The organism is Nocardiopsis gilva YIM 90087, assembly GCF_002263495.1.
GTDB classification, from domain to species: Bacteria; Actinomycetota; Actinomycetes; order Streptosporangiales; family Streptosporangiaceae; genus Nocardiopsis_C; species Nocardiopsis_C gilva.
Genome location: NZ_CP022753.1, coordinates 790,983 through 814,221 on the forward strand (window position 1 = coordinate 790,983; position 23,239 = coordinate 814,221).

The 23,239-nt window shown below is 63.8% G+C and carries 23 protein-coding genes and 1 pseudogene; 14 read left to right on the forward strand and 10 right to left on the reverse strand.

Annotation, left to right across the window (positions count from 1 at the left end; translation table 11 throughout):
• Nucleotides 1–8: 8 nt before the first annotated feature.
• A pseudogene (locus CDO52_RS03900) lies at nt 9–770 on the forward strand (lysylphosphatidylglycerol synthase transmembrane domain-containing protein); the annotation flags it as partial.
• A gap of 107 nt (nt 771–877) precedes the next feature.
• Here CDO52_RS03900 and CDO52_RS03905 read toward each other — a convergent pair.
• Nucleotides 878–1,597: a creatininase family protein gene (locus CDO52_RS03905; protein WP_083920044.1), complete on the reverse strand. Its 720-nt coding sequence runs from the start codon at nt 1,595–1,597 to the stop codon at nt 878–880.
• Between the two features lie 154 nt (nt 1,598–1,751).
• Between CDO52_RS03905 and CDO52_RS03910 the strand changes: the two genes are divergently transcribed.
• Nucleotides 1,752–2,183, forward strand: coding sequence for an SgcJ/EcaC family oxidoreductase (locus CDO52_RS03910; protein ID WP_017620656.1), 432 nt, complete (start codon nt 1,752–1,754; stop codon nt 2,181–2,183).
• A 67-nt stretch (nt 2,184–2,250) separates the two neighbouring features.
• On the opposite strand, the gene CDO52_RS03915 is transcribed toward CDO52_RS03910, so the two are convergent.
• Nucleotides 2,251–3,282, reverse strand: coding sequence for a ParA family protein (locus CDO52_RS03915; RefSeq protein ID WP_017620657.1), 1,032 nt, complete (start codon nt 3,280–3,282; stop codon nt 2,251–2,253).
• Nucleotides 3,279–4,523 (reverse strand): ATP-binding protein, encoded by a 1,245-nt coding sequence (locus CDO52_RS03920; protein WP_232524469.1) that lies wholly within the window; start codon nt 4,521–4,523, stop codon nt 3,279–3,281. The genes CDO52_RS03915 and CDO52_RS03920 overlap by 4 nt, the downstream gene beginning before the upstream one ends.
• A gap of 401 nt (nt 4,524–4,924) precedes the next feature.
• Here CDO52_RS03920 and CDO52_RS03925 point away from each other — a divergent pair, with 401 nt between their 5' ends.
• Together CDO52_RS03925 and CDO52_RS03930 are read left to right on the forward strand one after the other, a co-directional pair.
• Nucleotides 4,925–6,472, forward strand: coding sequence for a hypothetical protein (locus CDO52_RS03925; RefSeq protein ID WP_152471813.1), 1,548 nt, complete (start codon nt 4,925–4,927; stop codon nt 6,470–6,472).
• A 2-nt stretch (nt 6,473–6,474) separates the two neighbouring features.
• Nucleotides 6,475–7,242 carry a hypothetical protein gene (locus CDO52_RS03930; protein WP_017620660.1) on the forward strand — a complete coding sequence of 256 codons (768 nt, stop codon included), beginning with the start codon at nt 6,475–6,477 and terminating at the stop codon, nt 7,240–7,242.
• Here CDO52_RS03930 and CDO52_RS03935 read toward each other — a convergent pair.
• The 3 genes from CDO52_RS03935 to CDO52_RS03945 form a co-directional block, all read right to left on the reverse strand.
• A complete protein-coding gene (locus CDO52_RS03935; RefSeq protein WP_017620661.1) occupies nt 7,232–8,362 on the reverse strand; it encodes an outer membrane protein assembly factor BamB family protein in 1,131 nt (376 codons plus the stop codon). The two genes, CDO52_RS03930 and CDO52_RS03935, sit on opposite strands and share 11 nt — an antisense overlap.
• A gap of 223 nt (nt 8,363–8,585) precedes the next feature.
• On the reverse strand, nt 8,586–9,275 hold the full coding sequence (locus CDO52_RS03940) for a class I SAM-dependent methyltransferase (protein WP_017620662.1): 690 nt from the start codon (nt 9,273–9,275) through the stop codon (nt 8,586–8,588).
• A 21-nt stretch (nt 9,276–9,296) separates the two neighbouring features.
• Entirely contained in the window at nt 9,297–10,418 is a 1,122-nt protein-coding gene (locus tag CDO52_RS03945) for a methyltransferase domain-containing protein (RefSeq protein ID WP_017620663.1), read from the reverse strand.
• Between the two features lie 399 nt (nt 10,419–10,817).
• Between CDO52_RS03945 and CDO52_RS03950 the strand changes: the two genes are divergently transcribed.
• Genes CDO52_RS03950 through CDO52_RS03960 form a run of 3 tightly spaced genes read left to right on the forward strand, consistent with a single transcriptional unit; the run spans nt 10,818 to nt 12,504 of the window.
• Nucleotides 10,818–11,126, forward strand: coding sequence for a hypothetical protein (locus CDO52_RS03950; protein ID WP_017620665.1), 309 nt, complete (start codon nt 10,818–10,820; stop codon nt 11,124–11,126).
• Nucleotides 11,107–11,625: a DUF6879 family protein gene (locus tag CDO52_RS03955; protein ID WP_017620666.1), complete on the forward strand. Its 519-nt coding sequence runs from the start codon at nt 11,107–11,109 to the stop codon at nt 11,623–11,625. Before CDO52_RS03950 ends, CDO52_RS03955 begins: the two co-directional genes overlap by 20 nt.
• A 27-nt stretch (nt 11,626–11,652) precedes the next feature.
• A complete protein-coding gene (locus tag CDO52_RS03960; protein WP_026126162.1) occupies nt 11,653–12,504 on the forward strand; it encodes a helix-turn-helix domain-containing protein in 852 nt (283 codons plus the stop codon).
• A 152-nt stretch (nt 12,505–12,656) separates the two neighbouring features.
• Here CDO52_RS03960 and CDO52_RS03965 read toward each other — a convergent pair whose 3' ends face one another.
• A complete protein-coding gene (locus tag CDO52_RS03965; RefSeq protein ID WP_017620668.1) occupies nt 12,657–12,812 on the reverse strand; it encodes a hypothetical protein in 156 nt (51 codons plus the stop codon).
• Between the two features lie 142 nt (nt 12,813–12,954).
• Nucleotides 12,955–13,497: a hypothetical protein gene (locus tag CDO52_RS03970; protein WP_051060884.1), complete on the reverse strand. Its 543-nt coding sequence runs from the start codon at nt 13,495–13,497 to the stop codon at nt 12,955–12,957.
• A gap of 146 nt (nt 13,498–13,643) precedes the next feature.
• Between CDO52_RS03970 and CDO52_RS03975 the strand changes: the two genes are divergently transcribed.
• Together CDO52_RS03975 and CDO52_RS03980 are read left to right on the forward strand one after the other, a co-directional pair.
• Complete coding sequence (locus CDO52_RS03975) at nt 13,644–14,480, forward strand: helix-turn-helix domain-containing protein (RefSeq protein WP_017620670.1); 837 nt, start codon at nt 13,644–13,646, stop codon at nt 14,478–14,480.
• Entirely contained in the window at nt 14,481–14,672 is a 192-nt protein-coding gene (locus CDO52_RS03980; RefSeq protein WP_083920045.1) for a DUF397 domain-containing protein, read from the forward strand.
• Between the two features lie 1,152 nt (nt 14,673–15,824).
• Here the strand turns inward: CDO52_RS03980 and CDO52_RS27150 are convergent.
• The gene (locus tag CDO52_RS27150) at nt 15,825–18,344 is read right to left on the reverse strand and encodes a TPR repeat region-containing protein (protein ID WP_152471814.1); all 2,520 of its coding nucleotides are present in this window, start codon (nt 18,342–18,344) and stop codon (nt 15,825–15,827) included.
• An 11-nt stretch (nt 18,345–18,355) separates the two neighbouring features.
• Nucleotides 18,356–18,694 carry a hypothetical protein gene (locus tag CDO52_RS27155; RefSeq protein ID WP_152471815.1) on the reverse strand — a complete coding sequence of 113 codons (339 nt, stop codon included), beginning with the start codon at nt 18,692–18,694 and terminating at the stop codon, nt 18,356–18,358.
• A 336-nt stretch (nt 18,695–19,030) separates the two neighbouring features.
• Between CDO52_RS27155 and CDO52_RS03985 the strand changes: the two genes are divergently transcribed.
• The 5 genes from CDO52_RS03985 (at nt 19,031) to CDO52_RS28020 (ending at nt 23,227) form a co-directional block, all read left to right on the forward strand.
• Nucleotides 19,031–19,369, forward strand: a complete 339-nt coding sequence (locus CDO52_RS03985; RefSeq protein WP_026126163.1) for a hypothetical protein — start codon at nt 19,031–19,033, stop codon at nt 19,367–19,369.
• 113 nt (nt 19,370–19,482) lie between these two features.
• Nucleotides 19,483–19,770, forward strand: a complete 288-nt coding sequence (locus CDO52_RS03990) for a WXG100 family type VII secretion target (protein WP_017620673.1) — start codon at nt 19,483–19,485, stop codon at nt 19,768–19,770.
• A gap of 93 nt (nt 19,771–19,863) precedes the next feature.
• The gene (locus CDO52_RS03995) at nt 19,864–20,181 is read left to right on the forward strand and encodes a hypothetical protein (protein ID WP_232524376.1); all 318 of its coding nucleotides are present in this window, start codon (nt 19,864–19,866) and stop codon (nt 20,179–20,181) included.
• Between the two features lie 177 nt (nt 20,182–20,358).
• Nucleotides 20,359–22,914, forward strand: coding sequence for a serine/threonine-protein kinase (locus CDO52_RS28015; protein WP_017620675.1), 2,556 nt, complete (start codon nt 20,359–20,361; stop codon nt 22,912–22,914).
• Nucleotides 22,889–23,227: a hypothetical protein gene (locus CDO52_RS28020; RefSeq protein WP_198345826.1), complete on the forward strand. Its 339-nt coding sequence runs from the start codon at nt 22,889–22,891 to the stop codon at nt 23,225–23,227. The genes CDO52_RS28015 and CDO52_RS28020 overlap by 26 nt, the downstream gene beginning before the upstream one ends.
• Nucleotides 23,228–23,239 lie beyond the last annotated feature (12 nt).

Consider the following 23,239-nt stretch of genomic DNA (forward strand, 5'->3'; position numbering starts at 1 on the left):
CCGTGCTCGTGTGGCGGCTCGACACAGATGCCCTGGCGGGGGTGCTCGGCTCCGTGGGCGGAGCGGAATTCGCGGTCGCGGCAGCCGCGGCACTCGCGATCGGAGCGGTGACGACCGCACTCAGCGCGTGGCGGTGGCGGCTCGTGGCCCGGGCGTTGGGGCTGCGGCTGCGGATGGGGCGGGCGCTCGCCGACTACTACCGGGCCCTGCTGCTCAACGCACTACTTCCGACCGGAGTCCTCGGGGATGTCCACAGGGCTGTGGATCACGGTCGGTCGTCCGGCGATATCGGCCAGGGGGTCCGGGCGGTTCTCCTGGAGCGGGCGGCCGGTCAGGCGGTCCTTGTCGGCGCGGGGTGCGTCCTGCTGTTCAGCGCGCCTGCCTGGGGCACGGCACTCGGCCTGGGGCGCGTCGCCTGGGTGCTGCCGCTCGCCGTGGGTGCCACGACGCTCCTCGCGGCATGGGTGCTGTGGGGAAAGGGCGTTCCGCGCTGGCTGCGCTCGGTGCGGCTCATCCTGACGGACGCCCGTGCGGCACTCTTCACGCGTGGCACGGGGCCGGGCGTCCTTCTGCTGTCGGCGGTCGTGCTCGCCGGGCATCTGGCCCTCTTCCTTGTCGCCGCACGGACCGTCGGGGTCACGGCGACCGTGCCCGAGCTGGCGCCACCCGCCGTCCTCGCGCTGCTCGCGATGGCGATCCCGATGAACGCCGCTGGCTGGGGACCGCGCGAGGCCGTGACGGCGACCGCGTTCGGAGCGGCGGGGCTGGGCGCCGAGCTGGGCCTGGCCACAGCGGTGGCTTACGGGGTCCTGGCGCTCACCGCCAGCCTGCCCGGTGTCGCGGTTCTGTTCCCGGGTCGCAGGAGGTGGCCCGCCCCTCAGGGGGACGCGGAGAACAGCGGCGGGTACGCCGCGAACGATTCGACCAGGCTGGCGAGCACTGCCGCGCCCTTGGCGGCTGACGCGAGTGAGGGTCGTCCCACCACCCCGGAGCTCGTGTAGGCCTCCAGCCCCAGCGTGAGCAGGTGCGGGCGCTCGTCGGCCACCGAGTCGCCCGAAGCGTAGCCCGCCCGCACCAGCTCCGGATGGGCGTGCAACAAGATCGACGTCTCCAGCTCACCGGCGTGCATGTCGGCGTCGATGGAGGTCTGCAGCCCGGCCGCGTCGCGTGCCGCCTGCCAGTCATGCGGCCCTGGAAACAAGGCCATCGACCCTCGCGCCTCCTGGACGACATTTCCCAACGCATAGTTCCCGCCGTGGGCATTGACCAGCACGAGCCCGGCGGCCCCTGAGCGCCGCACGGACGCGGCGATGTCGCGCACGACCGCGATCAGCGTCTGCGCGGAGATGCTCACCGTCCCCGGCCACGCCTCATGCTCATGAGAACAGGAGACGGTCACCGGCGGCAGCACCTGAAGGCGATGGACTACGGCGATCTCGTTCGCGATCGTGCAGGCGATCACCGTGTCCGTGGAGGAGGGAAGGTACGGCCCATGCTGCTCGAAACTCCCGATCGGGAGAAGCACGACACCGCCCTGATGCCGCTCGGCCTCGGGGGATGTGTCCAGGGGCAGCAGGTACGAAGAACGTCCATCCATATCCCTCCGGTTATCAGTCGGCGGCTGTCCCCGCAACCGAGGAACCGAGAACGGCGCACACATTGACCTCAACCTGAGTTGAGGACGTTGAGTGGGCAACGGCGGCGATCACCGCCGCTCCGAACGGGGTTCGGTGCTGAGAAAGGGAATGGTTATGACGGACGGCATCCTTGTGGTCGGAGACATCTCGGCGCGGGCGCAGGCCGCGGTGACCGGCGTGGTGAAAGCACTGGAGAAGGCGTTCAACGCCAAAGACCCCATCGCGTTGAGCGAACAGTTCGCCCTGCGGACGTCCTGGTCCAACGCCATGGGCACGCGCTTGGACGACCGCCGGTCCATCGCCGAGTCCGCCGCTCCGGCGATGGAGGGCTTCCTGTGTGACTCCTACGCGCGCTACGACGTCGTCAAACTGCTGGAGATCGCGCCCAATGTGATCGCGGTGAGCGTGGCGCAGACGCCCACCGACAGCTCGGGCAACCCCATCGAGGGAGCCTGGGGAGCGACGCTCTACGTGATCTCCGAACAGGAGGAGGGCTGGAAGATCGTGGCCGGTCAGAACACCGCTGTCGAGTCCTCCTCCGCCTGACGAAGCCCCGCCACCGGCGCGCGGCCGCCAAGCGGGTGCAGCGTGCGCCCATGTCGACCGGGGAGTCTTACTCGGAGGCCATGGCGGCCAACCGGGTGTCGATTCGGCGGGTCAATTCCTCGAATTCGCTTCGGCAGGTTTGCACGTAGGCCTGGGTGCTGCCCATAGCGCCGTCCGCGGGGCGCAAGTCGAACATCGGCTTGCGCGCGTCATGCGCAAGCGGCATGAGGCTGCGGTAGTTGCGGATAGTCGCGATTTCGTGGTCCGGTTTTGCCGATGGCGGGTCGTTGCCGAGGACGTACCGGTCGTATACCAGTGGAATGCGTTCCAGCCAGCGCTGGTAGGCGAGGACCGGACGGTCGAGGCGTACGGTTGGCTGCATAATGACGTATCCCAATGGATGCATGTCACCCGCAGGAAGTTCAATCTGTTCCGGCGCGCGAGGCAGCACCAGTTCCTTCCAGTCTCTGCGCCACTCTCGAAGGGTGGGGCCGAGGTTGCGGAGCCCGCGGAGAGAGAACAGTTCGGCCGCGAGCGGCATGAGTACGGTGTCCGACGAGAGCAGCGCAGCGCGGTTGATCGCGCCCAGGTTGGGGCCGATGTCGATGAGGATGATGTCCGGGTCGATCTCACGACGCGCCGACTGGATGATTCGGTAGAAGGCGGTCATGGCGCGCAGCGCCTTCGGGTCTCCCTTAAAGGTCAGTCCCCATGACTGCGAAAGGTCGTCTTCGAATCTACTCAGTTCGAGATCACCCGGTAGCAGCCACAGACCTTCATTGATCTGGGCCGGGCGGATGAATTCCACATCCCCTGTTCCCTCGGTGATCGGCCTGACAGCCTCTGCGATGGTTCCGGTGCTGTCCGTCCGGATGGTGGGGAAGAGCTTTTGCTGTTGGAACTGGAATGTTTGTTCCGCCTCGTTCCAGAGGCGCGCCAAGTCGTCCTCGTCGAGAAACATCGACGTCAGGTTGGACTGCGGGTCCAAATCGACGGTGAGAACCCGCGCGCCGAGCCGCTGGTACATGTGCGCGAGGTGGTAAACGAGGGTGGTTTTTCCCACGCCACCCTTGTTGTTGAACAGCGCGATGGACGTCATGTGCCCTTCCTCATTACGACCACCCAGGAACTTTCGTCTACGTCGAATTTCGGCGGCGGGTTGCCGTTTCGCTCCAGTTCTGCCCGCATTCGGGTGATGCCGCGTCCGAACCGGTTGACGTAGCCCAGGTTCTTCATCGCCCCAGCCAGGGACGGGTTCCGGTAGTCGTTGACCCGATCGAAATTGTTCGCTCTCACCTGACCATAGGGTCCTCCGGGATTGGCAACTTCCACCCGGTCCGCGAACCACTGAATGCGGGTGGGGGCGTTCGATGACTCGTAGTTTCGGTGCATGAGTGCGTTCATGCAGGCCTCACGCAGGGCTGCGATCGGATAGTCGGGCTGTGCCCGTTCCCGGAAGCCGCTCACTTCAGCGAGATGCGTGTGGGTGTGTCCCTTGAGGAGCACCTCCAGGCGCTCCGCGGTGTCCACGACGTTCAGGCGCAGCTCCTGCTCATCGATCACGGCGCTGTCAACCGAGTCGCCCTCGTACCGAACGAACTGCGTATAGGCGCCAGGGAGGGAGCGTGTCGGGTCCATGCCGACCAGGAGAAGGCCAAGCACCGTCGCTGCCCTGGAAGGGGAGAGCAGGTTCAGGGAAGCGAGCTGCTGTTCCTCCGGTCGACCGTTCTCTTCGATCACCTCGGTATCGACAGCGGAAGGCAGATACGTGCCGCGGAAGAGTCTCATGTCCAGGTCGTCGATGCTGCTGCCCGGAACGGGATGGTTGTCGAAGGGCAGGGACAGGCTCCGCCTCCGTTCGATGAGTACCCGTTCATCGTCGGCGGATGCCCGTTTGGTGAGGGGACCCGGCCGTACCCATGCGACGCCGTTCAGCCGGACCGGAGGCGTACGTGACGCCTCGACGTGGATGCGGATCACCGGCTGACCGCGGAACAGTGCCGGTTCTACGCGCACTGATGGTCGGTCCAGGATGGTGCCCTCGTCGCGGATTTGGGCGAGGTCGAGCAGCGCCGCGTCCGATGTGTCGAGGCCCGGCTCGATCGTGCCGTCGTCCCGTACCCCGATGACGAGGTCACCACCGCCTTCACCGGCGAGGTCGTTGGCCAGCGCACAGATCGCCTTGCGGATCGCCTCACGATCCTTGGCTTTGCGCTTGAACTCCAGGACACAGCTCTCCTGGGTCCCTAGCTCCTCGGACAACTCGCGTTCCATGGACATCCGTTCCGACGCGCCGTGATCACTTCGGCTGTGCGCGTTCATGGGTTGTGAGTCGCGCATCGTCAACGAGACCCCTTACAACAGGCGAGCTTACGTTGGTGGGCTGACCTGGTGATGAGGGTTGTCACCATGGAGGGCTGGATACCTCAGCACTTCCGGCAGCCGCCGTTGACCACCGAAGCGCCCTTGTCATCCCACCCCAGAGGCGCGATATCACCCCGAGAACCGGCGATGCGGTCAAAGTCTGGGACGTTCGGTCCGGCCAGGAACCCGTTCGCAGGCGACGTCTGGGCGGCCCCTCGTGGTGGCGTCTCCAGCCAACCACCGGCGGGCCGAGGACATCGCGGCGTCCTTCGAAGTTCTCCGGGAAAGATGACCGCTCCTACATATCCCGCTACGGTGAGTCCCGCCCGTTTTGCCGGGCTTGCGATGTAGTGATGAGCGCGGTGAGAAGACTCTCCATGACTGACCCGGAAGAAACACGGCCCGAATCATCCGACAAAGGTGGGAGCGAGCAGGAAACAGCCCAGACGAGCGGTGCGGGGTCGGTCAGTTCGTTGGTTCCCCTGCTCAAGGCAGACTCGCCGCCTATGACGGTGTCCTTCGTGGTGGTCCGGTCGGCCTTTCGGCCGCTGGTTGCGGCGGTTCTCATTCCACTGCTGGCCGTCGCGGTAATGAGCGCCATCGTCACTGTGCTCTGGGCGCGTGACGGGTTCGCGGTCGCCAACAGTGCGCTGGTACTCACCGGACCGGTCGAGGACCTTTCGCCCTCCTTGCTGTTCCTGGGGCTCCCGCTGTCCGCCGCGGCAGTGCTGTACGCGCTCGCCGTCGCGTACACGGCCTCTCTGCAGGTTGCCGCCGGAGCCCTGCTTGGCCGACCGGTCTCAGCCAGGGCGGCTCTTCGGAGGGCAGCGACTCGACCGTGGAGGATGTTGCTCGCCCTTGTCGCTCTCGTTGTTAACGCGGCGGCCGCGCTTCTCGCCTTTCTTTATGCGACGCCGTACATTGACGCGCCGGTGTCCGACTTTTTCGAACTTGAGGAACCGCTCCCGTTCGCGCTGGTTGCGCCGCTGGTCATCCTTATCCTCGGCATTCCGCTGACCGTCACGGCGGTCGCCTCGGTCCTGGAGGGGCTCAGCCCGATTCGCGCGGCGGTGCGTGCACGCCGCCTGATGAGAGGGAAGCTCTTCGAGGTCGCGGTGAACCTCGCTGTCGTGTTCATCATCGTCGGAGGACTGAACTGGCTGCGGCCTCGTGCTCTTGAGCTCACCGGACTTCCCGGAATCGTGCAGTTCGGGCTCGGCAACCTGATCCAGATGCTCGTCGCGACGGGCACTTTCGTGTTCCTGGCCGCGCTCCTGGCCGTTCTTGCCCTCGGTGCGGGAGTCCGAGCCGATCAGGGGTCGGCCGACGGCCGAATTGTCGGAGTGGAGGCCGTGCTGGCGCGGTTGCCGGAGTCGGACGAGGACCGGCCGCGGGGTTGGCGACAGGCCGCCACCGTCGTGGCCGTGGCCCTGGTCTCGGTCCTGCTCCTGCCGGGCGCGCTGTGGGCCGCTCCGACGCTCATGCCCACCTACACCGCTCAGATGGGGATGCTCAACCAGGACGCTGCGACAAACCCGGGCGGGGCCATCGGTCTCTGGGGGGGGAGAGCGGAGTGCTCCTCCGCGGCGCTCAGAAGAGTTCGGCCGCCTGGTGTGATCCGAATTGTGGCGAGGTCGGTACAGAGGACGATGGCATCTCGGCGAGTTCGGAGTTCGTCGTGGTCGAGTCTTCCTCTGGGAACGATCCCGATTTCCTTCATGTCCGCTGGGAAGGCAGGGACGAATCACGTCTGCTGGTGTCGAGGGTGTGCCAGGGAATGGACGCCGCGTGTGGAGACGAGGCAACCGCCTCGCTGCGGTTGTCCGACACCGACCTCGACTACGGTGCCGACCTGGACGAGAGGGGCCGCCGGTACGGGCCCACGCCACGCTTCGCAGCGGTCCGGACTACGGGGGATGGGATAACCGTGGCGTCTCTCGCCGCGCTTCCGGACGCGTCGGCGTTTGAGGTCCAGGTTCACATGTGCGAGGACACCTACTGCCGTGAGCACACGACGGCATCTGTGGGCACGGTGCCGCTATTCCATCACCTCGCCGGTCACGAGGTCGACCTGGCCGTTCGCTCTGACGGATCACCTGTGGTGAGCGTCTATGACCGCTTCGACGGTTCAGTGAGGCTGCTGTCGTGTTCGGATGCGGACTGCTCGGCGAACATGCAGCGAACCCTGAAACCCGCGCGCTATGTCAGGAGCGAAGAGGGAGAGTTCCCGGGAAAGACGCGCGTCAGCGGGTCCCGCGTCGCTGTTCGTCCCGATGGGCGACCCGTGGTCGCCTACCGCGATCCGGTCGACGGATCGTCTCGGATCCTGGATTGCCAGGATGTGGACTGCTCCGAGACTGAGGAACGCGACCTTACTGGACCAGGGGAGCAGCGTCCCTTGCCGGGGTTGGCGGTCGACCGCGAGGGACGTCCGCAGCTCGTGACGACCGACGCCGACGGAAGGGCATTGGTCCTCATCTCCTGCGCCGATAGAGGGTGCGAGGAGAGGCGTACGGTCCCGCTGTTCCCAGGGAACAAGTCGCGGTTGCTTGACATCGCACTTGTCTTGGGTCCGGATGACCGTCCGGTCATCGCAGCCAATTACCTCTCGGATCGCTCAGGTGTGGCGGGGGTCGACGGGGAAGGCCCCATCCTGCTCCGATGTGACCGCTCCAGGTGCGGGACTACCGGTTGATGGCGAAGAGCCGCGCATTGTCGCAGTGCAGAGCATTGGGGAGTGAGAAGGGCTCCCCTTGTGGCCGCAGGGCGTCGGGTGCGCAGGCAACTCCGAGTTTCCGTTTGGCACCGGGCCAGTCGCTATCGACCCTCAGACGGAGGGTTCCGATGCCCGCATGGTCGGTTTCGGAGTCGGGCCCAGGCGGCCAGATGTAGGTGCGCAGGTCACCTTCGGCACCGTTGAAGCGGTCTCCGGCGGAGTCCCACGCCTTTGAGGAGGCCTCTTGTCCGCGCTCTCGCCTGGGAACGTCAGGGCCCTTTCCGGGCAGCGCGGCACCGGTAAGGGCGTCGAACCGCAGGTTCTCGTACGCCTTTGGCCTTTCGGCGTCGGGGTCCGGGTTCTTGAAGCCACGCCGGACGTAGAGGACATCATCGATCAGAGCATCCGAAAACGTAGCCCACGTGTCGTCCCCGGGGCGCGCGTCGAACTCGACACTCCACATCTCGTTACCGGACTCAAGACTATGAGCGGTGTACCTGTACGGCTTATCCTGCGAGGCGCCGTGCCAGGTGATGTATACGTCGCCGGAGACGCCGGCCACAGCGGTGTCCGCATCGAGTGGGAACCGCTTCAGTACATCGCCGTCCTTTCGGTCGAGGACCACCAGTTCGCCCGGGTTTCGATCCCTTTCAGGGCCCGCACGGAGCAGCGCGACGATTCCGGCGTCGGACTCGAAAAACGCGTGTGTCTCTGCTGGATTCTCCCCCCGCAGGTCGGCGCTCCAGGCCACTTCGCCGGTCTCCGGGTCCAGTGCGTGGACCACGGTGTCCTCGGCGTGGTAAAGCACACCAGACAGCACCTTGGCCGAGTGTCGTGCCCGTGGACTGAGTCGGCTATCGGCGTTGAACAGTTTCCAGTCCCTGCCAGTCCGGTCCACCCCTACGTAGTGGTCCCCCTCCAACGGAATTGACCAGCGTAGGGTGCCGGAGGCCGTGCAGTCCTCGCCGTCCCGTCGGCCGTCGACACAGAGCACCGGTTCGACCGTGCTCAGGGAGGACGGCGGATAGTCCACGCGGACGGTTCTTCCGGATTCCTCGGCATCGGACTCCGAGGCGAGGAACGGGAGCGTGTCGGCCACAGGGGTGGCGCACCCCGCTAACAGGACAGAGACCGCAGCCAGGGGGACGAATCGGACAGCACGCATGGTGCGAGAGCGTATCGGTTCAGTGACGCGTGTGCCTCAGCCGGAGGCCTTCGCGATAGGTTCCTCCGGCGGTTCGCTCCGACCGCTCTCTATTTCTCTTTCCTGCCCATCGTTCAGCGTGTGGCCCTGTGAAGGGGTCACGCTGATGCGCGGTCACTTACTCCAATGGCCGACGTGCGGCCACGATCAGCGTGCCGAGTAGGTCGGGATTGGGAGCGGGGTGGATACGGGCGTCCACACCCGTGAAGCCGTGTCGCGTGAGGATGTCGGTCCAGTCGTCGGGTTCGTAGGACCACCGGTACAGCCACACCGGCCGCCCTCGAAAGCCTGCACCGTACATCCCTTGCGGACCGTAGGCGCCGGGCACCGGCGGGGCGGAGGAGAAGGCCAGGCGACCGCCGGGCTCCAAATGGTCGAACCCCAGCGGTAAGAGGAGCGCTGGGTCGGTGAACCAGGCCGCGCCCCAGATCGAGTAGATCGCGTCCCATCGGCGGGTTGTGTTGGACAGGTAGTCGAGGGCTTCGGCACAGACGAATTCAGCACCAGGCACGTGCCTCCACCGTTGCGCGGCGTTCTCGTGCTGTACGCCCGAGACGTCCACCCCCGTGGCGCTGATGCCCTGAAGAGCGAGGGCGGCTACGGCGTTGCCGCGGCCGAATCCCAGCTCCAGCGCGGTGGTGGGTCGGCCGAGGAGTTCGTCGCCGGGGCCGTGGCCGTCGTACTGGCACCACCCGAAGGCGTTCTTCAGCGCTTCCTCATGAGACTCCTCCTCGGCGAGGCCGGTGCCATAGCGGTCCCAGTACCCGGCGGGGGTGGTGGTTTTGGAGGGGAGGACGGTGTGGTTCATGTGTGCGGCGCTGATGAGGGTTCACACTCTCCACGAGATCATCTGGTCTGGAGAGTCCAACCATACGATCTGCGTGGATTCGTTCACGGTCAATCCGAATCGGTCATGCGTGGGGCGTCCGGCCTGTCGCCACCACGCGTAGGCCGCTTCCAGTTCGTCAAACAGCCGCCGCGGTCCGTGTTGCCGCACTATGTAAGTATCAGCACCCTGATCGATCCGCCAGGACGCCCACGCACCGGAGACAGGATCCATCAGATACACCGTGAAATTGGGACCAACCCGATCTCCGTCGAAGACGACTGTGGATTTCATCCCTGGTACCCGCAGCCCGATGGCAAATGAGGCGTCGAAGTCTGAGACCGGCTCGCGCGGATATAGGAGCGTGTGGGTCTCCACGTAGTCATGCTCAAGTCGAACTCGATCCTCGACCGAGCCGTGCGGGGTGCGCTGGGACCGAGCCCACATAAAGGCGACATTTCCGCCGAAGTATCCCGAAGCAGTCCCATGGTTGTCCACAGTCAGACAGGCCAAGGCTCCGTTGTGGAACGACGTCCCCCATGGCGTGACGATGAGGCCGCCAGGGCGTGCCTGAGCCACCCAGGCATAGGGGACCCGCTGCACAGCGGCAGTGGCGAGCACACGGTCGTAGGGGGCCGAAGGCAACCAGCCGTCCATCCCGTCGGCGGTGATGACCTGCGGCTGGTGCCCGGCATCGGCCAAGGCTTTGCGCGCCCGCTCGGCCAGCTCAGCGTCGACCTCCACGGATACCACGTTGCGCGCGCCGAGCCTGGCACTGAGGAGCCCAGCGTTCCACCCTGTCCCGGTGCCTATTTCCAGGACCTTCATGCCGTGGGTGGCGTTGAGTCGTCGAAGCATCATCGCCACGATCGACGGCATCGATGCCGAGCTGGAAACGTATCCCCGGCCGGAACAGTCACCATCGTCGAGCTGCGTGATTACCGGCTGGTCAGAGTAGGCGAGGTTGAGCCACGCGTAGGGATCTTCGGAGCGCCCCAATCGGGTGGGTCCGTTGGTACCGTCTTCCCAGACTTTGTCAGGGATGAACAGGTGGCGCGGCACGCGTTCGAAGGAAGGCCGCCAATCTTCGGTGAGATCGCCCGCCTCACAGAGGCGGGCGATCATCCGCTCATGCCAAGGAATCACTTCGACCCCTGCTCATGTTGCCCGCCGTCGGACCCGCCATCCCGCTCCGGTGGGATCTCCCGCTCGGGCTTGTGACCGTCGTGGTCAGCGTTGTCCTGGTGCTTCCCCATGGATGCTCCCGCTCCTTTCGATCGCTGTTGACGTTACGGATCGAGGGAGAGTGAGATCAATGAAATTGCACGAGGTTGCATCAGCAGTACGCAATAGGCGCTTTCTTTGCGTGGGGGATAGAATTTCTTCTTGCCTCTGGCTTCACAGTGCTGGTCATGGCTGGTAGGCGGATATCTAAGTCGCCCCCGCATCTTTGGCGTCCCTGCGGATAACTGTCTTCACATGGTGATGTGCCCTTGACTCCGCGCCGGTTTCCGGGAGAATCTGATGCAACAGTTCGCAACCCCCTTGTGGTCGAAGGGATTCGGCATGGAACTGAAATTCCTTGGCATCTATCCCGACACCCCAGATGACGGCTCCCCTACCATCTGGTTGGACAAAGACACAGGCGACCTGGTGATTCAGTCGTACAAGGCAGACGAGGCCACGGTGCGGGAGTGCCAGAGAGTTGGCTCCGTTCCCGGTCATTCGACCGATGTTCCCGAGCACGAGACGGTCGTCAGGCTCCCTGCGAACATGCTCCAGTTCATCCCCCGTTCTGAGGGAGAGGTCGGTAGTGGCAACGGCGGTACGTGAGGCGCTGGCCACGGCTCAGCGCTCGGCGGTGCACCTGGAGATGCGCGACAGTTACATGCGTGACGATCCGGCCTTCATCGCGTGGCAGGAAGGGCACCGAGCTGATCCCGACGACCGCAGTAGCTGGTGGCGCCCCTGGCTGGATGTGGTCGCGGAAGCAACGAGCCGGGGTGTGGCCATGCGGCGCTGCCGGATCGTGTCCGAACCGGTCAGCGACTACATCCGCTATGAGTACGACGGAACGTTCACCAACGTCGCGGCGGGTGAGCGTGTGCGCTGGCTGCCGAGGCGGCGGACCCGGGACCTCGCGCTGCCGGGCGTCGACTTCTGGGTGATGGACGAGGCGGTCGTCATCTACAACCACTTCAGTGGCGATGGGCAGTGGTCGGAGCTCGGTATGGAGGTCGTGCGGGATCCGGCTCTGGTGAAGCTGTGCGGCGCGGCCTTCGAGAGTGCGTGGGAACGCGGCATCGACCACGCGGAGTACCGGCCCGCCTGACCCCCACTGCTACAGCAGACTGTCATCGTGGCTGAATCACCGTCATCCAGCGTGCAACGGGCGAGAAGGGAGCTAGCCGCCCGCCTCCGGGAGATCCGGATCGACGCGGGAATGTCCGGACGCGATATTGCTCGGGCGTGTGGCTGGCATCCCTCCAAGTCGTCCCGCATCGAAAACGCGCGAACGCCGCCGTCGGCCGGCGATATCCGCTCCTGGTGCCGCAGCTGTGGTGCGAAAGACCAGGCGGCCGACCTCATCGAGTTAGCGCGCATGGTGGATGGCATGTTCGTCGAGTGGCGACGCATGGAGCGGGCCGGCCTGGGTCAAGCCCAGGAAGCGCGACTGCCGCTCTACGAACGTACGAGGCGCTTTCGCTCCTACTCCTCATGGCTCGTGCCGGGCCTGATACAGACCCGTGGCTACACGTCGGCGGCGCTGCATGCGATTCGGCAGCGGCGCGGCCTCGCGGACGATGTAGAGCAAGCCGTGACGGCGCGGATGGAGCGTCAGAGGGTTCTCTATGAGGGCGACCGCCGCTTCGCCTTCCTCGTCGAGGAATCAGTCCTGCGCACCGGGGTCGGTGGAACCGAAGTGATGGCTGGGCAACTTGGGCATCTCATTACCATCAGCTCACTGCCGAACGTCAGCCTCGGCGTCGTCCCGATGAGGCCGGACCGTGATCGCTGGCCTGCCGAGGGATTCTGGATCTATGACACGGCCCAGGTCAACGTGGAGCTGGTCTCCGGTTACCTGACGATCACGCAGCCCCGCGAGATCTCCCTGTACGCCAAGGCGTTCGACGAGTTGGCCGCACTCGCGGTCTATGGCCCACAGGCACGCTCTCTGATCACGAGCGCTATCGACATAACCCACTCGTGAGTGGAGCGTGGCCGTGCCCGGAGGGGGCCTCTTCTGCGGGTTTCCCTCCGGGCACGGATGGCCGCGTGCTCGTCCCCCTCTGACAAGGCGCGGCCGTGAATACCGTGTGGATCGCGGGGGCTCGGCGGCCCGCACGGCAGGGTTTCACGTGCTCACGCCGCTTGGGGGCGAACGGCGACGGATCTCGATCGGTGTCGGCGTTGGCGCCACCACAGGTGGGCGGTGATCTCGTCGCGAGTCGCGTAGCGGTGCAGCCCGGTCGCGTCCATGACATAGAAGTGGCCGCTGGTCTCGCCGAACCAGATCACGGTGCCGGGGTGGTCGGCTTACAGCCGTCCGGGGGTGGCGTGGGTGTCGGCATGCTCGGGGGAGCGGCCCCAGCGTCCAGTCATGAGATCACCACCAACGAGGCCATGCACGCCTGGCTGTGGAGGACGGGAGCTCGGTCGGTCATCGCCCCGCCTCGGTTCCGTGCTCCGACGAGACTCCAGCGTGATGGCGCCCGGTGCGAACGAGTTCAGCGTAGGGGCGCGGCGTGGCCGGTGGAGTGAAGGTGGTCAGAGTGCGATCCAGAGCGGCGAGGTCGGCGCAGGCGAACACCAGGTCGTCATGGACGCGGTGTCGCGCACGGTAGGGGAGTTCGTCGCCGTCGTACGTGACCTCCCAGAGGGCCTCGTGGCGCAGCGCGACCTCGCAGAAGTCGGCGTAGGAGGGGATGCGGGGCGACGGCGCATAGGGACGTGTCCGCGAGGCCCCACCGGGCAGCAGCACTCGGGCCCGAGCCGGTCGCGGCGCCGACAACGAGACGCAGGGCGCCGCTGTCAGCGCGGCGAGGCGGGCTGCCGCTACGGACCTCGCTCTGGGCTGGGTGAATGACGACGTGAGCTCATGCAGTAGCAGGGTGAACGGGACGAGGAGAAGGTACAGCAGGCGCATACGGAATCCCTCCAGGAAGCCAGAGCGGATGGGGGTCGGGAGGACCAACTGCCGCATCCAACATCTTGTAGCTTGGAAATCAACTCTTCAAGCGATCTCTTCAAGTTGGAGTTGATTTCCAAGATCTATGTATATGGATTCCCGAAATGTCTGGGTCTGGTCCGCTGGCTCTACGATCGAGTCAGCATCATGAGGGGAAGGCGATGACCGACCGCTACAGTCCGACGGTGCGGCGTCGGCGCCTGAGCGCCGAACTGAGCCGCGTCCGTAAGGAGAAGAACCTGAAGTACGAGGAGATCGCCAGCAGAACAGGCATCCCTCGTTCGACCATCAACAACATCGAGATCGGCAAGAAGCAGAAGCCAACGATCGCGGAGATCACAGCGATCCTCGATGCGTGCGAGGTCGACAAGGTTCATGAGCGTGAGGCGATCCTTGACCTCTGCAGACAGAGCCATGTACGGGGGTGGTGGTCCCGCTTCAGAGACGTACTGCCAGGTCAGTACGTGGGGTTCGAGGCCGAGGCGGCGGCGGTCACCACCTGGCAGCCGCTTCTCGTCCCGGGGCTGCTCCAGGTGCCTGAGTACGTAGAGACCATGGCACGTGCGACATTGGCCAAGCCATCGGACGTTCAGCGCATGATCAGAGCTCGAGTCGAGCGGCAGCAGCTCCTAGACGCACCGTGTCCTCTCACGTTGTGTGCTGTCTTCGATGAGGGTGCGCTGCTACGCCTGCGAAAGTACCCCGAAGTACTACGTGCCCAGGTTGAACAGCTGATTCGTCGTGCTGAGCTACCTCATGTCAAAATCCAGATGACGAAAGCTGATGACCTGAATCCCGGTCTAAGCGGTCCATTCGTGATCATGGATTTCGAATCACCAGTCGACCCGTCGATTGTTTATGTGGAGACTGACACCGACGGCATCTACCTCGAAGAGCAGGAAGACGTGGCTCGCTATCGGCAGATCAGCGATCACCTTCAGCTTGCAGCATTTCGGCCTAGGGAAACCCTTGACCGACTACGAGAGATGATCGAATAAATGAAGTTCTCAAGCTTTGAGTTCCGTAAGAGTTCGTACAGCCAGGTCGGCAACAACGACTGCGTTGAGGTAGCCGACGCTCCAGGTGTCTCCGCTATGCGTGACAGTCAACACCCCCACCTTGGGTACTTGGAGTTCGTCTCCGGTGAGTGGGTTGCCCTGGTTGCGTCAGTAAGACGAGGAGAGATCTGACCTCTCAGGCTCCTGGGTGCCTTCGAAGTCGACTGAAGGCACCCAAGAGCCACACATTCCCGAACATCCTTTGTGTGGCCGTTCGTCTCTCGCGTAAAATTCCGTAATTGCTCGGGGTGGCAGGTGCCGGACTGGAAACATGAGGACTGGGAGAGCCGCCGGTCGGGGACTCAGGCTCCACAAGGTCGAATGACAAAGGTGATCTCCAATAAATGACGTGGAAATCCGCCTCAGGGTCATTGGTGTAGGTGAAGTGAAGGGCACCGGCCGGGCGCCTGGCGACAAGTCCATCTCCCACTGGACCTCCCGTCCTCTCAGCGCCTGCCGAAGGTGAAGGCACCATCGCAGGCCTGTCCCGAGGTGAAGACGGAGCTCACACCCGCGCGGCCCTTGCGCGTCTCGGGGGTCGAGTTCGCCGATACGGACTCTGGTGCTGTGCAGGTGCGCGATGGAATCGAACACGAACCAGATGACGTATTGGACGGCGGTAACGCTGGCACGGGCATCCGATTGATGTCGTGCTTGCGCGCCAGGATAGACGGGCGCAGCGTGCCGCCCGGCGACTGGGTCCTCAGGCCGCTCCCCGTGGACCGGGTCGCCGTACCGCCGCGGCGGATGGGAGTGCACCTACGACATTCCAATTTCTTCCGCGCAGGTCAAGTCCTGCGAATTGCTGGCGGGACCGTTGTACCGACTTCAGAATTTTCTCACTGCCTAGGCTCTGTTCGCGGCCGACGTGGCCAGCGAACAACAGCGAGTGTTGCAAAGACATTGGTTGGCAGGGAAAGAACGATTGCTAACGATGTTCTCTGGGAGCGTCGAGCATCACAGACATTATTGACGTGCGCCTGTTGTCCAGTTTGTCCGTTGTCTGTGTCCCATGATTTGTACCCCATTCTTGGGGGTCCAGAATTAATGGCAGGGTCGCATTTGATATAATTGGGGTCGACTTTGCTGGCGGTGTATCCGTATATGTGGGATGAGAGAAGGAACGCAATGGCACATGCGCCGATGAGCGCTGCTAGAGCGTGCAACTTATGAAAACTTCTGTTAATTTTCATCCGGATTCCGGTGGCTATTCGTATTGATGGTGGGCTGTAGTCAATTTAATTGACACTACCACGGGCGCAGTATTGGGTAGAATATCCAAATTCAGCTGCTGTTGCCCTTGATGAACTTGTCGTATTCACCTGGCGAGTCTGAGCGATAGATCCCAGTGGCGTTTATGTACTGATCATTGCTGGCCCTGACGTAGTTGTTTACAGTTGTATCTAGGCCGGCGTCCTTGAGGAGGCTATTTGCTGCGCCTGTGCGGTTGAAGCGTACACCACCCCTGAAATCTTCAGGAAGAGTTGCGATTTTTCCGCTACTGTCGCTTAGAACATCTTGAGCGGCCTGGGGGTCAATCTCTCCCTTATCCACGGCGTCGTGAATTGCCTGCAGTTGCGTTTGGAGTTGGAAGTTTATGTTCTTTTGATCCTGAAATGGATCCGAATCGTCGCTATCGGAATCACTGTGATCCAGCCTTTCCGCTTCTGCGTCCTTGACTGACTCTTCGAACGGTGCATATTCAGGGTAGTTGTCGTCCCACAGAGTGTCTGTGTAGGCCTTGAGTCCCGTGCTTATGCTGCTTCCGGCAATGGGAATATTCCCCACGCTCGCGTCCAAGAACATTTGAGAACCGGTCTTCGCGATTTGCACTTCGCGATCTCTGATATCCTTCTCGGAAGAGAACCGCTCCCAACCATCATTTTGAATAGCAGAGTCGTAAAGCCCTCGAAGCGTCCCATTGTGTGCAGCCACGTCCATGTGGTCAACACCATCGTTCAAGTGAGCATCCAACAAACCCATCTGCTGTTTGTGGATGTCTGCGTACATGTTCGCTGCGGACTCATCATCACCGACGATAAACTGCATAAACCTCACGCGGTTCATCATCGGAATCTCCATGTATTCCCCGTTTCGTGCAGTCTTATCATTTTCCTCTCCCGTGACGAAGTCAAAATCACTTACCCCGGGTCGGCTGAAATCATAGATATATGTACTGAATACATCCCCCATCGATGAGGCAATGTGTGAATTCTTGTCGATAAAACTTCCGGCGGCAGTTATATCTTGAAAAGAATCAACTGAAGTTGTCTGCTCAATCAGTCCAAGGGATGAATCGGCAGCCAACTTTCTCTCGGCTTCGTCTTTGGATTGAGCGGATTCCGGAATCCATTCCGTGATTCCAGATACAGATTTTCCGTCGTCCTTCCAATCGTACGAGTAGAGCCCCTTTAGTGCTTTCGTGGTGTCGTCGTCAGTTAGAGATGAGCTTTCGTATTGCCCGGTGAGAATAAGGTAGTTTGCATTCTTGTTGAGTGTGCTCCGTTCGATGACGTTTTGGAACTGCTCACTTCCAGCTTGATTTCGGAAGTGGAAGATGTTGTCTCCGCTTTTTTCGAGCTCTACTCCAATGGTTGTTGTGAGGCCTGCTGAGAATCCAGTTCCACCTTGTAGTCCTTCGGGAGCGTGCTCCAGCAGCTGGGAGAGCCTGTAGGTGTCATGTGCCCAGTTGTCGATCTTTCCTGGATAGTCGTATCTTCCAGACCCCTCCACTGCGTTTTTAACGCTGGCTGGGACGTCCTCGTAGCCTCCGCCTAGTCGCGTGTCTGATGCTGTTAGGATGCCGCTTCCGATGGCACCAAGGATGGCCTTCTGGTCGTCCTCAGGGACGTCTAGAAGTTTCAAATGATCAGGCAGAGAGAGAACGCCAGACGATCTGTAGATATTGTATGCTTCGCCTTCCGCGCCCGGCGGTACGGGAACGGGTTCCAGGGTTTCTAGTTCTGCAAGGACAGCATCGATGAACGCTTTTTCATCCTTGCTGAGGTTCTTTCCACTATTCTGGTACTCTGCTGATCTCTTTCCGAGAGCATTGAGGATGAGGGTGAGCTCTTCGTAATCGCAGTCAGCGAGCGTACCGTCCTCTATGCCCTTCTTCAGTTTCTCAGCGTATTTCTTTCCGCTTTCCTTGTTTACAGGGAAGGGGATGGGCTGGGTGGGGCCCAGAATGTTGTAGGCGCCCCAGCCAACTACGCCAGCGTCAGCTAGTTGTTTGATGACGTCGTCGGTGACCCCGTCCTCTAGATTATTTTTCCGTTTTTTCGCTTCCTCTTCGAAATCTTCTTGGGCTTTCTCCGCTCTCTTGATGAGCTCCCGGAGCTTGTTTTCTTTGGCAGTGTCATACGAGACCCACGGCGCACCTGGCCAGTTGCCGACGGAGGAGGATGAGGAGGTGTGCCGTGGGATGCTTGATGGGTTGTTGGGGTCAGACGCGGTCGCTGTGGGGCCGGGCTTTGGTGGGAAGGAATCCCACTCCTTTTGAATCTCGTCCAGCTCTTTTCTGAAGGTCTCTACATTCTTCACCCACAGATCGGTGATCCAACTCCCCACCATGCAATTGGCGGAGGCGTCTCTCCACTTCTTCTCGTCGTACTCTCCTTGGTCTCTAATGTCGCTGGCGACGAGGTCTGAGAACTCGATGGCGCTCTGTGTGATCGCTGTTCGTACATCCCCTCCATGCCCGGTCATGCGCTTGACTATGCCAGAGAATTGTCTTGAAGCGTCTTTGAGATCGTCGACCCGGATTTTTTTGTCGTCGTAATTATCGCGGAAGAATCCACCCATGGAGGTCCCCTTTAAAGGCCGAAGTTCGGGTTGCGCTTCAAGAAGGCATCGCTGGATCGTTGAAAGTTGTGAGCATTCTCGTCATCAGTTGATCCAAGGGCGCCTCCAGCGACCTGGATATTTCCGCCCATCTGCATGCCGTGCTCAGCAACCTTCATCATGACTCCGATGGCGTCTCCGCGGAAGAGCGAGTAGCCGTCACCGACGGGCTGCTTGCCGGAAGCATCCTTTGCGTTTTCGCACGCTTTTTTGAAAAGTTGTTCAATGTCACTGAACTGTTCGGCGATTTCAACAGTCTGTTTGCCTTTTTGTTTCGCCGGTTCGGGGTTGCCGGCGGGTCCTTCTGTCATAGGGCTCCTGTCATAGGGAGTTGGCAGAGGGAGGCGCGATCCGGCGCCACTGAGCTGGATCCGTGCCGTGGTCACTCTCGGTGATGGCGAAGTGATTTAGACGGTCAGTAGATTTACCACACAGGCGTCGCGTATCGCTCACCGGCCGAGCACTGAGTGGGGTTAGCCTCGTTGACCGGTGTCATAGGGGGCCATTAATGTCGCTCTGGGCGTGATCCAGGGGGTGTGCGGCGGTGTGCCGTCGGCGGTAGCCCGCCTGGGCCTTGGTGATCACGTGGGGCCAGCCGCTTCCTCTCTCCACTCTCCAGTCTTGATCCTCATTCCGAAGGGATGCACATGAGTGAACACGTTGGTTTGACTCAGTCAGATGCGCTTTCGAAGGGGGGTGAAGGGCTCGGTGAGTCGTCTGAGGGGCTGTGGCAGCAGCTCGGGCGGCTGATTGAGGACATGGACAAGGACAGCCACTCCCTCCAGGGCAACGCGCTGCAGAAGTTCCGGCAGGCCCGTGGTGAGCTGACGCAGAGGTTCGACGAGCTGATGACCTGGTGCTCGAACAACGGCATCAAGCTGAACGAGGGCCAGAAGCAGGTCAACACCACCGACACCGAGTCCGGTGACGACTTCGGGAGTGCGGGGAACCAGCTCGGCGGGCTCTCGCGTCCGGTTAACGGCTAGTAGAGCCAGTAGGGCCCGTACCGCCAGGGCGGTGAGGGTGGGCGACGAGATTGCGGCCCGCTCACCTCTGTTCCCTCCCCGGCATGGGGATCACACCAACGATAGGAAACGTCATGTCTTTCGAGGTCTACGGCAACGTCGGTGGCCTGCAGAATCTCGCGGCCGAGCAGCAGGGGTACCTGCAGCGGTTCCGCGGGATCATGGAGCAGATCAAGACGCAGTCCGAGAGCACGGTCAACAAGTGGGAGGGCTCCGGTAGCCCCGAGTTCCAGGCCAAGGCCCAGGAGTTCGACAGCCACTTCAACCAGGTCAACAGCGCGTTCGCTAAGGTCATTGACGCAACCGACGGTGCGGCGAACAACTACGCCAAGCTGTCCAACTACCTGAACGGCCTGTTCTAGCCGCTCTCGGCCTCTACACGACGGTCATCTCCTGTGTCCCACTCAGCGTCATCCCCATCACCCGCGCCGGCCGCCCCCGGGAACCCGCATGACATGGTCCCGGAGGCGTTCCAGTTCACGCCCAACGCCGAGCAGTACGTGCTGCAGGCCGACGCGCTGCGCCGACGGCAGCTGCGCGCCGCGCTGCTGTACGGCTCCAGCCGCTACTGGCGGCGACGGCAGCGTGTCTGGCCCGCGGTGATCGGCGGTGTCATCCTGGTCGCGATCATCTGCGGCGGTATCTCTGTCCACTCCGCCTTCAACAAACAGCAGGAGATCAACCAGGAGCGGGAGAACGCCCGCAACCCCGGGTCGGTCACCCAGCAGCAGAACCCGGCCGGGCAGTCGGGCGTGGGTGGTCAGCCGAGGTAGGTCGACCCGTGTGTCCGACGGGCGGAGACGGACCGATGAGGGCGGCGGCCGGATCCGGCCGCCGTTTTTTCATCGCATGCTTTCGGAAGATGCCATGGTGGTAGGGCGTGTGAGGGTTGCGCTCGAATGAGGGAAGAGAGCACATAGATGTCGGGTGGGGAGCGATCCACTGTGCGCGTGGATGGGTTCCACTCCCTGGCGCTGGCCTACCGAGGCCGCGAATCCCAGGTGTACCGGGCCATCAGCGCGCGCGTCGAGGCCCCGGTCGCGCTGAAGGTCATGCACAACGCCGCTGGCTTCGACGAGATCATTCGCGTTCGTGATCTCGGTACCGCCCAGGGAGTCGTGCCGCTGCTCGACGTGGCCCGCACCGCGTCCGGCGAGTCCGTCAAGGTCATGCCCTTCTACCCCGAGGGCTCCTACACCGAGATCCTGGAGCAGAGCGGCCCGGTCCACCCCCGGGAGGTCGTGCGCGTGGGGCGCGCCGTGGCCGGTGCGCTCTCCGTCATGCACAGTCGCGGTCTGCTGCACAACGAGATCGTTCCCAGCAACATCCTGCGTGCCTCCAGCTCCGCCGTGCTGACCGACTTCGGGTCGACCGCCGAGATCGGCGCCCCGCCGCCCAAGCTGCGCACCAGCTCCGAACTGGTCTTCCACGCGCCGCCCGAGGTCCTGCGCGGGACCGAGACCTCTCCCGCGTCCGACGTGTACGAGCTCGCGTCGGTGCTGTGGACGCTCCTCGCCGGGCACGCGCCCTTCAGCGGCGATAACGCCTCCTTCCTCGGGCCGCAGCAATACGCGGCCGTGGCCCTGAAGACCCCCGCCGCGCCGGTGCGGCGCCGCGATGTCCCGTGGCGACTGAACAACGTCCTGCTCCGGGCCCTGGCCAAGGACCCGGCCGATCGCTATGCGACGCCGAGCGAGTTCGCGGTCGAACTTGAGCGGACGTGGACCGAGCGTCCCGATACGGCGTCCGCCGCCGCGCCTTCGGCACCCCCATCTTCTGCCCCCACGGCCGCCCCCGGACCCTCCGCACCGACTCCGCCGAGTGCTCCGAGTGGCCCGAATCCGGCACACGCGCAGGGTCGGCGCCCGCAGGCCCCGGCCCCCGAGCCACCCCAGCCGATGCCTCCGCGGCCCGAAACCGCGGAGCCATCTCCGCGACCGACGGGTCCACAGACCCCGCCCTCGCAGCATGCCCCGGCGCAGGCTTCCCACCAGCCCTCGGGCCCACAGGCCCCGGCCGCGCCGCCGCGCGGAACGGTGCCTCCTTCCGGACCGCAGACGCCGATGGCGCCTCCGCCGTCACCTGTTCCTCCGACGACGCCATCGGCGCCGGCCCCTCCGCCTTCGGCGTCACAGCCGTCCGGCCCACACGCCGGCATGGGGCCGCAGGCACCGATTGCGCCCCAGCCGCCGGTAGCGCCTTCACCCTCCGGGCCGCAGCGTCCGATGACGCCGCCATCCGACCCGCAGGCCGGTGCCGCCGCCCCACCGGCCGCGCCCCCGCCTCCGCAGCCGCAGCCTGCTGCGCCGCACGAGCAGGTGCCGCAGAACCCGCACCCGGCTCCGCAGGCCCCGCCAGAGGCGCCGTCTCGCCCGATCGATGCCGGGCCGGGGGATCAGGCGCGCCAGTCGCGGCACGCCGCTGGGCCGGCGCGGCCGCACGCTGGGCCACCTGCTCGACCCGCGGCCCCGGAGCCGGTGCACCCCACGCCTCCGGAACCCGCTCCCACGGCATCCCGCGGTGGTTCCGCGCCGACGCCGCCTGCGGCTGAACCGGCCGCCCGGCCCGCTAAGTCTTCCCACCTGGCCGAGAACACCGGTGTCCACAACCTGCTGGAGCGCATCCGCGGCGAAGCGAGCGCGGATCTCATCGCCGAGCAGGCGTGGTCCCGCCTGGAGGGCTGGAGTGGTTCGGCCGACTCACCGCCGTTGCCGGGCCTCCCCGGCGGTGCGTCGAACGGTGGCACCCAGGGCGACGGCAATGGTCGTGAGGAGTGGCCGGACTTCTCCGACCCGGGCCCGGTCCACCCGCCGCGCTGGCGCCGCCACCTGCACATCGTTGCGGCGGCCGCTTCCATCATCGTGATCACGGGTGCCGCGGGCGGCCTGTCAATGGTGCGTCCCGGTCCCGGGCTCAGCACCTCCAACGCCCAGACGGCGGAGCTGCTGTCGGGCGATGACGGTGGCAAGGGCAAGAAGGAGCAGGACGGCAAGGAAGGCACGGAGGGAGAGAAGGGAGACGATGGCTCCACGACGACGGAGAAGAAGTCCGACCCTCTCCCTGAGGTCGCTGCCCCATCGAATGTCTCCTTGCAGGACAACCTGAGCAGCGTCCAGGTGCAGTGGACGGATAACTCCGGTGGCAAGGCGAGCTACTTCGTGGTCGGCGGCGCCACCTACGAGGACGCCAAGACGCTGGTCCGCACTGGTGCGGGAGTGACCGTCGCCCAGGTGACCACGGACGACACGGTGTCCGAGTACTGCTTCACCGTGGTCGCCGTCGACGGCCGATCCGCCGCGTCCTCGGAGGTGTGCACCAACCGCGCGGGTGCACGTGCCGAAGCCGAGGCCGAGCGGAAGCGCAAGGAAGAAGAGGAGAAGAAGAAGGACGAGAAGGAGAAGGAGGACGACGCCGCGACGAACGAGGGCGCGGACGCGGGCACCGATGCCGACGCGGGCTCCGACTCGAAGACCGACAGCGGTGCGGAGAAGAAGTCCAGTAGCTAGCGGCTCGTCACGCATCGTCGGCCGGGTAATCGACCTGCTGTTCCTCGGTCAGGAGCGCGTCCGGACCGCTGGCAGCGACGTCGAGCTGGGCCTCCTGTTCACCTCCGGGCCCTGGCTGAACTGGATCGAATCGGAGTTTGCGGCCCTGCGCTACTTCTCCCTGAACGGCACCGGCCACCGCAGCCATGGCGAGAAAATCGCCGCCATCGCCTCCTCTGTCTGCTGGCGCAACGCCCGAGCCAGGCCGAAGACGAACTTCGCGCCCGCCTCACCGATCCGCACCTGGACCGACTACCCCGCCAGGGCCGCCTGACGTACCTCTGCG

Bases quoted from the DNA above. Each gene is read 5' to 3' on its own strand.
- CDO52_RS27155 (WP_152471815.1), bottom strand. From the start codon at position 18,694: ATGACAGAAGGACCCGCCGGCAACCCCGAACCGGCGAAACAAAAAGGC.
- CDO52_RS03980 (WP_083920045.1), top strand. From the start codon at position 14,481: ATGAAGTTCTCAAGCTTTGAGTTCCGTAAGAGTTCGTACAGCCAGGTC.
- CDO52_RS03905 (WP_083920044.1), bottom strand. From the start codon at position 1,597: ATGGATGGACGTTCTTCGTACCTGCTGCCCCTGGACACATCCCCCGAG.
- CDO52_RS03920 (WP_232524469.1), bottom strand. From the start codon at position 4,523: ATGCGCGACTCACAACCCATGAACGCGCACAGCCGAAGTGATCACGGC.
- CDO52_RS03950 (WP_017620665.1), top strand. From the start codon at position 10,818: ATGCAACAGTTCGCAACCCCCTTGTGGTCGAAGGGATTCGGCATGGAA.
- CDO52_RS03975 (WP_017620670.1), top strand. From the start codon at position 13,644: ATGACCGACCGCTACAGTCCGACGGTGCGGCGTCGGCGCCTGAGCGCC.
- CDO52_RS03970 (WP_051060884.1), bottom strand. From the start codon at position 13,497: ATGCGGCAGTTGGTCCTCCCGACCCCCATCCGCTCTGGCTTCCTGGAG.
- CDO52_RS03910 (WP_017620656.1), top strand. From the start codon at position 1,752: ATGACGGACGGCATCCTTGTGGTCGGAGACATCTCGGCGCGGGCGCAG.
- CDO52_RS27150 (WP_152471814.1), bottom strand. From the start codon at position 18,344: ATGGGTGGATTCTTCCGCGATAATTACGACGACAAAAAAATCCGGGTC.
- CDO52_RS03940 (WP_017620662.1), bottom strand. From the start codon at position 9,275: ATGAACCACACCGTCCTCCCCTCCAAAACCACCACCCCCGCCGGGTAC.
- CDO52_RS03915 (WP_017620657.1), bottom strand. From the start codon at position 3,282: ATGACGTCCATCGCGCTGTTCAACAACAAGGGTGGCGTGGGAAAAACC.
- CDO52_RS03990 (WP_017620673.1), top strand. From the start codon at position 19,483: ATGTCTTTCGAGGTCTACGGCAACGTCGGTGGCCTGCAGAATCTCGCG.
- CDO52_RS03925 (WP_152471813.1), top strand. From the start codon at position 4,925: ATGACTGACCCGGAAGAAACACGGCCCGAATCATCCGACAAAGGTGGG.
- CDO52_RS03995 (WP_232524376.1), top strand. From the start codon at position 19,864: ATGGTCCCGGAGGCGTTCCAGTTCACGCCCAACGCCGAGCAGTACGTG.
- CDO52_RS03945 (WP_017620663.1), bottom strand. From the start codon at position 10,418: ATGATCGCCCGCCTCTGTGAGGCGGGCGATCTCACCGAAGATTGGCGG.
- CDO52_RS03985 (WP_026126163.1), top strand. From the start codon at position 19,031: ATGAGTGAACACGTTGGTTTGACTCAGTCAGATGCGCTTTCGAAGGGG.